Genomic DNA, 13708 nt, shown 5'->3' with positions numbered 1-13708 from the left:
AGGTAGCCGCCCAGCGGCCGATCGGCACAGCGCGGACACGGCGACGAGTACATGGACATGAACGTCGACGTCGACCCCGACTGGGGCGGTTCGACCGCATCGGATCACGGCGCCGGCCACCTCGGGTTCGCCGGCACCGCCCGCAGGGAGGCGGTCGCCCCGGCGGCCGGGCTGACAACACTGGCCGTCGACGAGTTCGGCGGTGGCCCAACGGTACCGATGACGCCCGGCACCTGGGAACCCGACGGCGCGGCGCCGCGCAGCGACGACCGCGACGTCTAGCGCCGGAACCACCGAGTTGCCGTCGCGACCCGGCGATGCGTCCCGACGCCGCCGGCCGCCGCGCGCTGAGATAATGACCCGGTGCAGACGCTGAAGTCCGGGCGCAGGCTGCGGCCGGGGTCGATGGAAGTGCTGGTGGCCCTCCTGTTGGGCTGCGCGGTGGCCGCGACGACCCTGCGCAACGCGGTCTTCAACAGCGCGGCGCTCTCGACGGTGGGCACCGTGTTCTGCGGGGTTTTCGTGCAGGCGATTCCGTTTCTGGTCCTCGGGGTCGTGGTCAGCGGATTGATCGCGGTGTTCGTGTCGCCGGAGCGGTTGGCGCGGTGGTTGCCGCGCCGGCCGGCGTTGGCCGTGGTGGCGGCCGGTGCCGGCGGGGTCGCGTTGCCGGGCTGTGAGTGTGGGTCGGTTCCGTTGGCGCGCCGTTTGTTCGGCGAAGGCGGCGCAACAGGGGCCGCGGCATTGACGTTCATGCTGGCCGCGCCGGCGATCAATCCGGTCGTCCTGGTGGCCACGGCGGTCGCGTTCCCGGGTGCACCCAGGATGGTCGTCGCCCGCATGGGGGCGTCGCTGCTGACCGCGATCGTGATGGGCTGGGCGTGGTCGCGGTGGGGGCGCCCGGAATGGATCACCCGCGGGCTGCCCGCCGCGGCAACGCAGAGCGAATCGCGGTGGGTGGTCTTCTCCGAGGCGGCCCGCCACGACTTCCTGCAAGCCGCATCGTATTTGGTGCTCGGCGCGGCGGCGGCGGCGTTGCTTCATGTGGCGGTGCCCCAGTGGGTCTTCGCCCATCTGGCGACCGACCTCGTCCTCGGGGTGGCGCTGATGGCCACGCTGGCGGTGGTGCTCGCCCTGTGTTCGGAGGCGGACGCGTTCGTGGCGGCCAGCATGACCATGGTGCCGCTGCTGCCCCGGTTGGTGTTCCTCGTCGTCGGTCCGGCCGTCGACGTCAAGCTGTTCGCCATGCAGGCGGGCATGTTCGGCCGGGCGTTCGCGGCGCGCTTTGCGCCGTGCACGTTCGTGGTGGCGACGGTGAGTGCCTGTGCGATCGGGTTTTTCGTGCTGGGAGCCCGGTGATGAGCCGCGAAGCCGAGAACACCGTGTTGCTGTTGGTGGGCATCAGCATCGCGATGATCACCGCGTCGGGTGTGTTCACCCGTTATGTCAAGCCGGGGCTGTTGCCGTGGTTGGCCTTATCGGCGGCGGTGCTCATCGGTTTGGCGCTGGTCGCGATCATCGGCGACATTCGCCGGGGCGGGCCCCGGGGGAGCGATGCGCCAGGCGAGCACGGCGGCGCGCACTCCCACCGGAGTGGCGTCGCCTGGTTGCTGGTGGCCGCGGTCCTGGTGCTGATGTTCGTGGCTCCGCCGGCGCTGCGGCCCTCGGCCGCCTCCCCTTCGGTGACGTCGGTATCCAACGACGTTCTGAACAAAGCGTTTTCACCGCTGCCGCCCGGGCCTGCGCCGGAGGTCTCGCTGCCGGAGGTGCTGATGCGCGAGGCGCACGACACGACCGGATCCTTGACGAACCGATCGATCACCGTCACCGGCTTCGTGCTCAACGAGGCGCAGGGTGTGGACCTTGGTCGCATCGTCATCATCTGTTGCGCGGCCGACGCCCAGCTGGCCCGCATCCATCTGCGGGGCCCGGCCGCCGGCGGCGCGTCCGGCCTACCGGACAACACCTGGCTCAAAGTGCAGGGGCAGGTCATACCCGCACCGCGGCAACCGAATTCGCCGGCCATCCCGACGCTGCAGGCGACCGCCGTCACGCGCATCGATGCCCCGCCGAACCCCTACGCCTATCCGCGCTGACGCGTCAGTTGCTTTGACTGCCCACCCAGCGCTGATGGCCCCCGAGTCGGCCTGGGACGGGCGCGGTTTCCCACCGTCCAAGCTCCAGCCACTCGCGTAGTTCGGCGGCCGCGTCACTGTCGGCGATGGGGCCGATCCAATGGGCCGGGCCGCAGGCCACTCGGTCGTTCGTGCAAGGCTGCACCACGGCCATGGCACCGCCGCCGGTCGGCCGGGACGCACAGGTCAGTGGCCCGAGCATGCAGGAGGCCGCGACCAGCAGGGAGCGCGGGCAGCGCCGGATGGCCGGCCGCAGTTCGTCGATCAGCGACAGGTCGTCGGTCATCGCGCAAGCGGCGCAGACGATCACGGTGAAGGGGCGGTCGGTGCCGCGGCGCGGAGTCGTCACCGCGATAGCGCGGTCCGGCGGGCCCGCGCGGTTTTCCCGGCCATCACCAGCTCGCCTTCCGCACTCCGGGTAGCTGCCCGGCGTGCGCCAGTTCGCGGACCCGCACCCGCGAGAGGCCGAACTTGCGCAGGTGGCCGCGTGGTCGCCCGTCGACGGCGTCGCGGTTGCGGACCCGCACCGCGCTGGCGTCGCGGGGCTGGCGGGCCAACTCGTCTCGCGCCGCGGCCCGCTGCTCGTCGGTGCTCCCCGGGGCGCGGATGATCTCCTTGAGTTCGGCGCGGCGTTCCGCGTATCGCGCCACGATCGCGCGGCGGCGCTCGTTCTTGACGATCTTGGATTTCTTGGCCATGCTCAGCGCTCCTCGCGGAAGTCGACGTGGCGGCGGACGACCGGGTCGTACTTGCGCAGCACCAGCCGGTCGGGGTCGTTGCGTCGGTTCTTGCGGGTGATGTAGGTGTAGCCGGTGCCCGCCGTGGATCGCAGCTTGACCAACGCGCGAATCTCGTTGCGTGCCATCAGATTCGCTGCCCTTCGCGGCGTAACCGGGCCACTACCGCCTCGATGCCGTCGCGGTCGATCACCTTGATGCCCTTGGCGCTGACGCGCAGCCGGATCCGGCGGTCTTCGGAGGGCAGGTAGTACGTCTTGCGCTGGATGTTGGGGGAGAAGCGCCGCGAGGTCCGGCGATGGGAATGCGACACCGTCCTACCGAAACTCGGTCGACGGCCGGTCACCTGGCAGTGGGCGGACACGGGCACCTCCGTTGCAGCTTATTGAAAATCATTTTCGACAAGGCCCGACGCGAACGGTACCGTATGAGGGGCCTAGATGAAAACCATTCTCAATAAGGAGGACGATGCAGACGCCCGTCATCCCGGCGCGGTTACGACGCCCCGACCCCTCGTGAAATCCGGCTGACGATCAGTTCGCGCACCGTCGAACGGCAAACGCCGGTGAGAGCCGGTGACCGCCTCGGGCCATTCGTGTTGCGCGCCACCGGAAAAGGGGTGTCGGTGACGCGGCGTAGTGTGGGTCGGGTGCGAAGCGAAGGCGATACCTGGGACATCACCACGAGCGTGGGCTCCACCGCATTGTTCGTGGCAACAGCGCGGGCGTTGGAGGCGCAAAAGCCCGATCCGCTGGCCGTCGACCCCTACGCGGAAGTCTTCTGCCGCGCCGTGGGCGGTTCGTGGGCGGGCGTGCTCGACGGCAAGGATCCCGACCACCAGCTGAAGACCGCCGACTTCGGCGAGAACTTCGTCAACTTCCAGGGCGCCCGCACCAAGTACTTCGACGAATACTTTCGTCGAGTCGCGGACGCGGGCGTGCGGCAGGTGGTCGTCTTGGCCGCGGGCCTGGACTCGCGCGCCTACCGCTTGGACTGGCCGGCCGCCACGACCATCTTCGAGCTCGACCAGCCGCATGTGCTCGACTTCAAGCGCGAGGTGCTCACCAATGCCGGCGCCCAGCCGCGTGCCGAGCGTCGGGAGATCGCCATCGATCTGCGTGAGGACTGGCCGCAAGCCCTGCGCGACAGCGGTTTTGATCCCGCCAAGCCGTCCGCATGGATCGCCGAGGGCCTGCTGATCTACCTCCCCGCGACCGCCCAGGAGCAGCTGTTCACCGGCATCGACGGGCTGGCCGGTCACGGCAGCCACGTCGCCGTCGAGGATGGCGCCCCGATGAAGGGCGAGGACTTCGAGGCCGCCGTAACCCAAGAACGCGCGGCCACCGCGCAGGGCGACCAGCGGGTGTTCTTCCAGCTGGTCTACAACGAGCAGCACGCGCCGGCCACCGAATGGTTCGGCCGGCACGGCTGGACCGCGGTCGGCACTCCGCTGGCCGACTACCTACGCGAGGTCGGGCGCCCGGTGCCAGGCCCGGACACCGAGGCCGGCCCGATGATCGCCCGCACACCCTGGTGAGCGCCATCCGGGCGTGACCCGGCGAAACCACGACCGGCCGCGATCAGCGATCGCGGCCGGTTTTTTCATGAGTTCTCCCTGAATCGTGCCGGCCGCGCACACCGCGCAGGGGCAACGGGGTTGATCAGCTGGCCGGTCGACGAGTCCTCGGCCCGAGGCCGCCGGGCAGCTCACACAGCGATCGGTGGGAACTTTTCCGGCCCGTCAGCCGACCACTGCTGCGTGATCGTCGCGCCGGCCATCAGGTCCTGGCGACCGTCGAACTCGTCCCATCGTCCGAACTCGTCCCATCGTCAAGGAGTCGCTGCTATGACCGCGCCGGCGCGGACGCAGTCGTCCCGGATCCGCTCGGCCGAGGCGGCGGACCCGCAGCGGCCGGCCCTGCTTGATAATGAAAATGATTTTCATTAAGGTAGGGCCTTGCTGTGAGACCGCCCGACGTGCGGCTGTGAGTATGCCGAAAAAGCGGCGAAACGCTCCCGGAAACGTCCTCAACAGCGGTAGAAGAAGGGCAGAGCAGTGGTGAGCCGGACAGGCCCAAACGCCTCGACAGTTAGCTTATGCAATGCTAACTTCAGGCGGGTTAAGTTAGGGGAGACTACATTCATGAGAAGACGCGGCCGTGGAACTCGGTGACACCGGCATGCTCACAGCTCAGCCTGTTAATTCGCGAGTCGACGTGCGGGTTGACGAGGACGTCGTCAGCCGGTTCGCCACGTGCTGCCGCGCGCTGGGCATCGTCGTCTACCAACGCCAACGGCCGGCCGATCTGGCGGCCGCCCGCTCCGGGTTCACCGCGCTGACCCGCATCGCCCACGACCAGTGCGACGCGTGGACCGGCCTGGCCGCCGCCGGCGACGTATCGCTGCGAGTGCTCGAGGCCGTATCGCGGACCGTGGCGACCGCGGGCACGCTGCAGCGCCAGGTCGACCTGGCCCCCGGTTCGCTGGGCTTCCGCTACGACACGGGTCTGTATCTGCAGTTTCGCGCCGCGACCCCCGACGAGTTCCAGCTCGCCTACGCTGCCGCGCTGGCAACTGCCGGGCGATTTGCTGACGCCGACGAGATCGTCGGCGCGCTGACCGCGGCCCGCCCGAACTGGCGCGAGGCCCGCTGGGTCTCCGTCGTCATCAACTACCGCGCCGAGCGTTGGTCGGACGTCGTCAAGCTGCTGACCCCGATCGTCAACGACGCCGATCTCGACGAGGCGTTCTCGCACGCCGCCAAGATCGCGTTGGGCACCGCGCTGGCCCGGCTGGGCATGTTCGCCCCGTCGCTGTCGTATCTGGAGGAGCCCGACGGTCCCGTGGCGGTGGCCGCCGTCGACGGCGCGCTGGCCAAGGCGCTGGTGCTGCGCGCGCACGTGGACGAGGACGCGGCGAGCGAGGTGCTGCAGGATCTGTACGCCGCGCATCCCGAGAACGAGCAAGTCGAACAGGCGCTGACCGACACGAGTTTCGGCATCGTGACCACCACGGCGGCCCGCATCGAGGCCCGCACCGATCCCTGGGATCCCGAAACCGAGCCCAGCGCAGAGGATTTCGTCGACCCCGCAGCGCACGAACGCAAAGCGGTGCTGCTGCACGAGGCGGAACGTCAGCTGGCCGAATTCATCGGACTCGATGAGGTCAAGAACCAGGTGTCGCGGCTGAAGAGCTCGGTCGCCATGGAGCTGGTCCGCAAGCAGCGTGGCCTCGCGGTCGCCCAGCGCGCCCACCACCTGGTCTTCGCGGGCCCGCCCGGAACCGGTAAGACCACCATCGCCCGCGTGGTCGCCAAAATCTATTGCGGCCTGGGGCTTTTGAAGCGGGAAAACATCCGCGAGGTCCATCGCGCCGACCTCATCGGCCAGCACATCGGTGAGACCGAGGCCAAGACCAACGCGATCATCGACAGCGCACTGGACGGCGTGCTGTTCCTCGACGAGGCCTACGCGTTGGTCGCCACGGGCGCCAAGAACGACTTCGGGCTGGTGGCCATCGACACCCTGCTGGCGCGGATGGAGAACGACCGCGACCGCCTGGTGGTCATCATCGCCGGCTACCGGGCCGACCTGGACAAGTTCCTGGACACCAACGAGGGCTTGCGTTCTCGGTTCACCCGCAACATCGACTTCCCGTCGTACGCACCGTCGGAGCTGGTCGAGATCGCGAACACGATGGCCGAGCAGCGCGACAGCATCTTCGAGCCGGCCGCGCTCGAACACATGGAGGCGTTGTTCACCAAGTTGGCCACCGAGTCGACCCCGGACGCCAACGGAATCTCGCGACGCAACTTGGACATCGCCGGTAACGGTCGATTCGTCCGAAACATCGTCGAACGCTCCGAAGAAGAACGAGAGTTCCGGCTCGACCATTCGGAACACGCCGGAACCGGCGAATTCAGTGACGAGGAGCTGATGACGATCACCGACGACGACGTCGCACGGTCGGTAGAGCCGCTGTTGCGCGGCCTAGGCCTGTCGGTGCCGGCATGACGTCCAATCACGAGTCCGACGAACGCCGTTCGTTCGCCTCGCGCACCCCGGTCAACGACAACCCCGACCAGGTCGAGTACCGCCGCGGTTTCGTCACCCGCCACCAGGTCAGCGGCTGGCGGTTCGTGATGCGCCGGATCGCCTCCGGTATCGCCTTGCACGACACCAGGATGCTCGTCGACCCGCTGCGCACCCAGTCGCGTGCGGTGGCGATGGGCGCGGTCCTGCTGGTCACCGGACTGGCCGGCTGCTTCGTGTTCTCGCTGATCCGGCCCAGCGGCACGGTGGGCACCAACGCCGTGCTGGCCGACCGGTCGACCGCCGCGCTGTATGTCCGCGTTGGCGACGACCTGCATCCCGTGCTCAACCTGACTTCCGCCCGGCTGATCACCGGCCACCCCGTCGACCCCACCATGGTGAAAAGCACTGAGCTGGACCGCTTTCCGCGTGGCAACCTGATCGGAATCCCCGGCGCGCCGGAACGCATGGTGCAAAACCCCTCCCGCGACGCGAACTGGACGGTGTGCGACGCCGTCAGCGAGCCGGCCCAGGGCGGGCACGCCGCCCACAGCACCGGCGTCACGGTGATCGCGGGCCGCCCGGACAGCAGCGGTGCCCGCGCGGCCACTCTCGCATCGCGTCAGGCGATCCTGGTCGAGCGGGATGGCAGCACCTGGTTGCTGTGGGATGGCAGGCGATCGCAGATCAACCTGACCGACCATGCGATCACGAACGCACTCGGCCTGGGGCAGAACAACTCCGAGATCCCGGCGCCTAGGCCCATCGCGCTGGGCCTGTTCAACGCCATTCCCGAGGGACCGTCGCTGACGGCGCCCGGCATCCCGAACGCCGGTGCCCCGGCACCGTTCAGCGTGCCCGCACCGATCGGCGCGGTCGTGGTCTCCTACGCCCTGGATCAGAGCTCTTCGGGTGCGCCGCGCTACTACGCGGTATTGCCCGACGGCCTGCAGCAGATCTCGCCGGTGCTCGCCGCCATCCTGCGCAACACCAATTCCTATGGGCTGGACCAGCCGCCGCGGCTGGGTGCCGACGCGGTGGCGAAGCTGCCCGTGTCGCGGATGCTGGACACCGCGCGCTATCCGGACCAACAGCTGACCGTGGTGGACGCGGGCAAGTCCCCCGTCACGTGCGCCTACTGGAACAAAGCGGCCGGGGCCGCGACCAGCTCGCTGAACCTGCTGTCCGGCTCGGCGCTGCCGATCGCCGAATCGATCCACACCGTCGACCTGGTCGGCGGCGGTGCCGCGACGAGTGGTGCGGTGGCCACCCGCGTCGCCCTGGCGCCCGGCACCGGTTACTTCACCCAGACGGTCGGCGGCGGCCCGGACTCGCCGGGCACCGGATCGTTGTTCTGGGTCTCCGACACCGGCGTGCGCTACGGCATCGACAACGAGGCCGAACACTCGGCCGCTGGGCATGGCAAAACCGTTGAGGCCCTTGGTCTTTCCGGGTCGCCGGTCCCCATTCCGTGGTCGGTGCTGTCGCTGTTCGCCAATGGTCCGACGTTATCGCGCGCCGACGCGCTGCTGGCTCATGACGGGTTGACGCCCGACCAGAAGCCCAGCCGTGTGGCATCTGCCGAGGGAGCCCCCCGATGAGCCGACTGATCTTCGAAGCGCGCCGCCGGTTGGCGCCGCCGGTGACCCGCAAGGGCACCATCGCCATCGAGGCCGCGCCCGAACTGCCCCGGGTCATTCCGCCGTCGTTCCTGCGCCGGGCGATGCCCTATGTACTGGTGATTTTGATCGTCGGGATGATCGTCGCCCTGTTCGCCACCGGGATGCGGTTGATCTCACCGCAGACGCTGTTCTTCCCGTTCGTGCTGTTGCTCGCCGCGACCGCCATGTACCGCGGCAACGACAACAAGACGCGCACCGAGGAGGTCGACGCCGAACGCGCCGACTACCTGCGCTACCTGTCGGTGGTCCGGGACAACATCCGCACCCAGGCCACCGCGCAGCGCGCCGCCGCGCAGTGGTCGCATCCGGAGCCCTCCGCGCTGGCGGCCGTGCCGGGATCCCGCCGGCAGTGGGAGCGCGACCCGCACGATCCCGACTTCCTGGTGCTGCGGGCCGGCCGCCACCACGTGCCGCTGGCCACCGCGCTGCGGGTCAACGACACCGCGGACGAAATCGATCTGGAGCCGGTGTCGCACAGCGCATTACGCAGCCTGCTGGACACCCATCGCACCGTGCGCGACGTGCCGACCGGGATCGACCTGACCAAGGTCTCCCGGATCACGGTGCTGGGGACACAGGACGAGGCGCGGGCGGCGCTGCGCGCCTGGATCGCCCAGGCGGTGACCTGGCATGACCCGACCGTACTCGGGGTCGCGCTGGTGACGCCGGACCTGGAGAGTCCGGACTGGTCGTGGCTGAAGTGGTTGCCGCACATCGACGTTCCCGGTGAGCTCGACGGGGTCGGGCCGGCCCGCAACATGGCGACCAACGCCGACGAGTTGGTCGCGAGCCTGGGTTCGGCGCTCGTCGACCGTCCGGCGTTCACCGGCGAGCCCGCCGACGCGCTGCGGCACCTGCTGATCGTCGTCGACGACCCCGACTATGACCTGAACGCCTCGACGCTGGCGCTGGGCCGGGCGGGTGTCACCGTCGTGCACCGCAGCGCCACGGCGCCGAACCGGGAGCAGTATTCGGATCCGGAAAAGCCGATCCTGCGCGTGGCGAACGGCGCGATCGAGCGCTGGCAGACCGGGGGCTGGCAGCCCTACATCGACAACGCCGACCAGCTGGGCGCCGACGAGGCCGCGCACCTGGCGCGCCAGTTGTCGCGCTGGGACTCCAATCCGACCCACACCGGGCTGCGCTCGGCGGCCACCCGCGGTGCCACGTTCACCACGATGCTGGGCATCTCGGACGCCTCCCAGCTCGACGTGCCCACGCTGTGGGCGCCGCGGCGCCGCGAGGACGAGCTGCGCGTTCCGATCGGGGTCACCGCCACCGGTGAGCCGCTGATGTTCGACCTCAAGGACGAAGCCGAGGGCGGCATGGGTCCGCACGGGCTGATGATCGGTATGACGGGCTCGGGTAAGTCACAGACCCTGATGTCGATCCTGTTGTCGCTGTTGACGACTCATTCCGCGGATCGGCTGATCGTCATCTACGCCGACTTCAAGGGTGAGGCCGGGGCGGACAGCTTCCGCAACTTCCCGCAAGTGGTCGCCGTCATCTCCAACATGGCGGAGAAGAAGTCGCTGGCCGACCGGTTCGCCGACACACTGCGTGGCGAGGTAGCCCGACGCGAGACGCTGCTGCGTGAAGCGGGCCGCCAGGTCCAGGGCAGCGCGTTCAACTCGGTGGTGGAGTACGAGGCCGCCGTCGCGGCCGGGCACGACCTGCCACCGATCCCGACGCTGTTCGTGGTGGCCGACGAGTTCACCCTGATGCTGGCCGACCATCCCGAGTACGCCGAGCTGTTCGATTACGTTGCGCGTAAGGGCCGCTCGTTCCGCATCCACATCCTGTTCGCCTCGCAGACCCTGGACGTCGGCAAGATCAAGGACATCGACAAGAACACCTCCTACCGCATCGGTTTGAAGGTGGCCAGCCCCAGCGTTTCCCGCCAGATCATCGGTGTGGAGGACGCCTACCACATCGAATCCGGCAAGGAGCACAAGGGCGTCGGCTTTTTGGTGCCCGCCCCGGGTGCGACGCCGATCAAATTCCGCAGCACCTACGTCGACGGCATCTACGATCCGCCCCAGAAGGCCAAATCCTTTGTGGTGCCGTCTATCCCGGAGCCGAAGCTGTTCACGGCCGGGCGGGTCGAACCGGATCAGGACACCGTGATCACCGCCCCCGAGGAAGACGAATTCACCGGGCCCCCGCGCAAGCTGATCGCCACCATCGGCGAGCAGCTGGCCGGCTACGGACCGCGGGCGCCGCAACTGTGGCTCCCGCCGCTCGACGAGCCGATCCCGCTCACCGCCATGCTGGCGCGCGCCGGCGTGCCGCCCCGGCAATGGCAGTGGCCGCTCGGCGAGATCGACAAGCCGTTCGAGATGCGCCGCGACCCGCTGGTCTTCGACGCCGCCTCGTCGGCCGGGAACGTGGTCATCCACGGCGGCCCCAAGTCGGGCAAATCGACTGCGCTGCAGACGTTCATCTTGTCCGCCGCCAACCTGCACTCGCCGCGCGAGGTCACCTTCTACTGCCTGGACTACGGCGGCGGCAAGCTGCGCGCGCTCGAAGGCCTGGCGCACGTCGGGAGCGTGGCCTCGGCGCTCGAGCCCGAACGCATCCGGCGCACCTTCGGAGAACTCGAACAACTGCTGCTGTCCCGGCAGCGGCGCGAGGCGTTCCGGGAGGGACGCGGGGCGGCCCCGGACGACGGCTTCGGCGAGGTGTTCCTGGTCATCGACAACCTCTACGCGTTCGGCCGCGACAACACCGACCAGTTCAACACCCGAAACCCGTTGTTGGCCAAGGTCAGCGAGTTGGTCAACATCGGTCTGGCGTACGGCATTCACGTCGTCATCACCACCCCGAGCTGGCTGGAGGTGCCGCTGGCGATGCGCGACGGGCTCGGGCTGCGACTCGAACTGAAGCTGCACGACCCGCGGGACAGCAACGTGCGGGTGGTGGGCGCGCTGCGCCGGCCGGCCGAAGCGGTGCCGCACGATCAGCCCGGTCGCGGATTGACCATGGCCGCAGAGCATTTCCTGTTCGCCGCCCCGGAGCTGGATCAGGTGGACGCCATCAACGACCGCTACCCGGGCGTCGCCGCGCCGCCGGTGCGGTTGCTGCCGACCAACCTCGCGCCGGAATCGGTCGGGTCGCTGTATCGCGGGCCGGAGCAGGTCGTCATCGGTCAGCGCGAGGAGGATCTCGCGCCGGTGGTGATCGACTTCGCCGAGAACCCGTTGTTGATGGTGTTCGGCGACAGCAAGTCCGGCAAGACCACGCTGCTGCGCCACCTCATTCGCACGGTCCGCGAGCACTCGACTCCCGATCAGGTGGCCTTCACGGTGCTGGATCGGCGCCTGCACCTGGTCGACGAACCGTTGTTCGCCGACAACGAGTACACGGCCAACGTCGACCGCATCATCCCGGCGATGCTGGGCCTGGCCAACCTCATCGAATCGCGGCGGCCACCGGCCGGGTTGTCGCCCGCCGAGCTGTCCCGCTGGACGTTTGCGGGCCAGACTCACTACCTGATCATCGACGACGTGGACCAGATACCGGATTCGCCGGCGATGAGCGGCCCCTACGTCGGGCAGCGTCCGTGGACCCCGCTGATCGGGTTGCTCTCGCAGGCGGCCGATTTGGGGGTGCGAGTGGTCGTGACCGCACGCGCCACGGGTTCGGGACACGCGTTGATGACGAATCCGCTGCTGCGTCGTTTCAACGACCTGCAGGCGACCACGTTGATGCTGGCGGGCAACCCGCAGGACAGCGGCAAGATCCGCGGCCAGCGATTCGGTCGGTTGCCCGCGGGGCGCGCGATCCTGTTGGGCGACAGCGACGGTCCGACGTATGTGCAGTTGGTCAACCCCTTGATCGGGGAGTCCGTAATGGCAAGTGAAGGGCAACGGGAGGAGTAGAGATGACGTTGCGAGTGGTTCCCGAAGGTCTGGCCGCCACCAGTGCGGCGGTGGAGGCCCTGACGGCCCGGCTGGCGGCCGCGCATGCGGCGGCCGCCCCGGCGATCACCGCGGTGGTGCCGCCGGCGGTCGATCCGGTATCGCTGCAAACCGCCGTCGGATTCAGCGCTCAGGGCCAGGAGCATTCCGCCGTGGCGGCCCAGGGCGTCGAGGAGTTGGGCCGCGCCGGCGTCGGCGTCGGCGAAGCGGGCGCAAGCTATCTCGCGGGAGACACCGCGGCCGCCGCGACGTTCGGAATCGCGGGCGCCTGACCATGACCGCCCCCGTCGCGCCCATCTGGATGGCTTCGCCACCCGAGGTGCATTCGGCGTTGCTCAGCGCCGGTCCAGGCCCGGGGCCGCTGTTGGCGGCCGCCGGCGCGTGGACCGCGCTCAGCGCCCAATACGCCTCGGCGGCAGCCGAACTCAGTGGGCTGTTGGCGGAGGCCCAGGCCGGCGCCTGGGAGGGGCCCAGCGCCGAGCAGTACGTGGCGGCCCACCTGCCGTACCTGGCGTGGCTGCAGCAGGCCAGCGCCGACAGCGCGGGTGCCGCCGCGCAGCAAGAGGTCGCGGCGACGGCGTACACCGCCGCGCTGGCGGCCATGCCGACGCTGGCGGAGCTGGCCACCAATCACACCGTGCACGCCGTGTTGGTGGGGACGAATTTCTTTGGCATCAACACCATTCCGATCGCGGTCAACGAAGCCGACTATGCGCGGATGTGGGTCCAGGCGGCCACCACCATGGGCATCTACCAGGCGGTGTCGGGCTCGGCCCTGGCAGCCGCTCCGCGCACCACGGCGGCGCCGTCCATCGTCAATCCCGGCGGCCAGACCAACAGCCTCGTGGCCAACGCCTCGCAGGACAGCTCCGGGGACTGGTGGCAGAACTTCATCCAGCAGTTGTCCAAGTTCTTCCAGGACTTCTTCCAGAACATCCAGCAGATGCTGCAGAACTTCTTTTCGAATCTGCCGGCGTTCCTCGCCGCCAATGGGCCGCTGCTGTTCTTCGTCGCCTACCAGGTGTTCTTCAATGCCGTCGGCTGGCCGACCTGGGGTGCGATCCTGACGGCTCCGTTCCTGATCCCGCTGCTGCTGGGCATCGGGCTCAGTTCCCTGCTGTCGACGCCCGTCGAGGCCGCCGCTCCGGAGGCCGCCCCCGCCGTGGTGGCTCCCGTGCTGACGTCGAACAAGCCGTCCATGTTGCC

Annotated in this window: 11 protein-coding genes and 2 pseudogenes; 9 read left to right on the top strand and 4 right to left on the bottom strand. The window is 69.0% G+C overall.

The features are described from left to right. Positions 1 to 18 precede the first annotated feature (18 nt). The 3 genes and pseudogenes from DQP57_RS24510 to DQP57_RS24500 form a co-directional block, all read left to right on the top strand. Positions 19 to 282, top strand: a pseudogene (locus DQP57_RS24510) (hypothetical protein); the annotation flags it as partial. 81 nt (positions 283 to 363) lie between these two features. Continuing rightward, positions 364 to 1356, top strand: a complete 993-nt coding sequence (locus DQP57_RS24505) for a permease (protein WP_112635261.1) — start codon at positions 364 to 366, stop codon at positions 1354 to 1356. Next, positions 1356 to 2093 carry a TIGR03943 family putative permease subunit gene (locus tag DQP57_RS24500; protein ID WP_112635259.1) on the top strand — a complete coding sequence of 246 codons (738 nt, stop codon included), beginning with the start codon at positions 1356 to 1358 and terminating at the stop codon, positions 2091 to 2093. Before DQP57_RS24505 ends, DQP57_RS24500 begins: the two co-directional genes overlap by 1 nt. A 4-nt stretch (positions 2094 to 2097) precedes the next feature. Here DQP57_RS24500 and DQP57_RS24495 read toward each other — a convergent pair whose 3' ends face one another. The 4 genes from DQP57_RS24495 to rpmB are packed head-to-tail and all read right to left on the bottom strand — an operon-like array spanning position 2098 to position 3233. Then, complete coding sequence (locus tag DQP57_RS24495; protein ID WP_112635257.1) at positions 2098 to 2481, bottom strand: hypothetical protein; 384 nt, start codon at positions 2479 to 2481, stop codon at positions 2098 to 2100. A 43-nt stretch (positions 2482 to 2524) separates the two neighbouring features. Further along, positions 2525 to 2830, bottom strand: a complete 306-nt coding sequence (gene rpsN, locus DQP57_RS24490) for a 30S ribosomal protein S14 (RefSeq protein WP_112635255.1) — start codon at positions 2828 to 2830, stop codon at positions 2525 to 2527. A gap of 2 nt (positions 2831 to 2832) precedes the next feature. Beyond that, on the bottom strand, positions 2833 to 2997 hold the full coding sequence (rpmG, locus tag DQP57_RS24485) for a 50S ribosomal protein L33 (protein ID WP_112635253.1): 165 nt from the start codon (positions 2995 to 2997) through the stop codon (positions 2833 to 2835). After that, positions 2997 to 3233 carry a 50S ribosomal protein L28 gene (gene rpmB, locus DQP57_RS24480; RefSeq protein ID WP_112635265.1) on the bottom strand — a complete coding sequence of 79 codons (237 nt, stop codon included), beginning with the start codon at positions 3231 to 3233 and terminating at the stop codon, positions 2997 to 2999. The genes rpmG and rpmB overlap by 1 nt, the downstream gene beginning before the upstream one ends. Positions 3234 to 3518: 285 nt before the next feature. Between rpmB and DQP57_RS24475 the strand changes: the two are divergent. The 6 genes and pseudogenes from DQP57_RS24475 to DQP57_RS24450 all read left to right on the top strand — a co-directional run. Next, positions 3519 to 4423 (top strand): annotated as a pseudogene (locus DQP57_RS24475) (class I SAM-dependent methyltransferase). 605 nt (positions 4424 to 5028) lie between these two features. Continuing rightward, positions 5029 to 6882, top strand: a complete 1854-nt coding sequence (gene eccA3 / locus DQP57_RS24470; RefSeq protein ID WP_205869229.1) for a type VII secretion system ESX-3 AAA family ATPase EccA3 — start codon at positions 5029 to 5031, stop codon at positions 6880 to 6882. Next, positions 6879 to 8501, top strand: coding sequence for a type VII secretion protein EccB (eccB, locus tag DQP57_RS24465; protein ID WP_112635251.1), 1623 nt, complete (start codon positions 6879 to 6881; stop codon positions 8499 to 8501). Before eccA3 ends, eccB begins: the two co-directional genes overlap by 4 nt. Further along, positions 8498 to 12463 (top strand): type VII secretion protein EccCa, encoded by a 3966-nt coding sequence (eccCa, locus tag DQP57_RS24460; protein WP_112635249.1) that lies wholly within the window; start codon positions 8498 to 8500, stop codon positions 12461 to 12463. Before eccB ends, eccCa begins: the two co-directional genes overlap by 4 nt. A gap of 2 nt (positions 12464 to 12465) precedes the next feature. Next, entirely contained in the window at positions 12466 to 12774 is a 309-nt protein-coding gene (locus tag DQP57_RS24455; RefSeq protein ID WP_064953654.1) for a PE family protein, read from the top strand. Between the two features lie 2 nt (positions 12775 to 12776). Next, positions 12777 to 13708, top strand: a 932-nt coding sequence (locus DQP57_RS24450; protein WP_205869228.1) for a PPE family protein, incomplete at its 3' end; no start/stop codon positions are given.

The organism is Mycobacterium colombiense, from assembly GCF_003284935.1.
Classification (GTDB): domain Bacteria; phylum Actinomycetota; class Actinomycetes; order Mycobacteriales; family Mycobacteriaceae; genus Mycobacterium; species Mycobacterium arosiense_A.
Note: the sequence above shows the minus strand (reverse complement) of the source record. Positions and strands in the feature narration are given on the sequence as shown.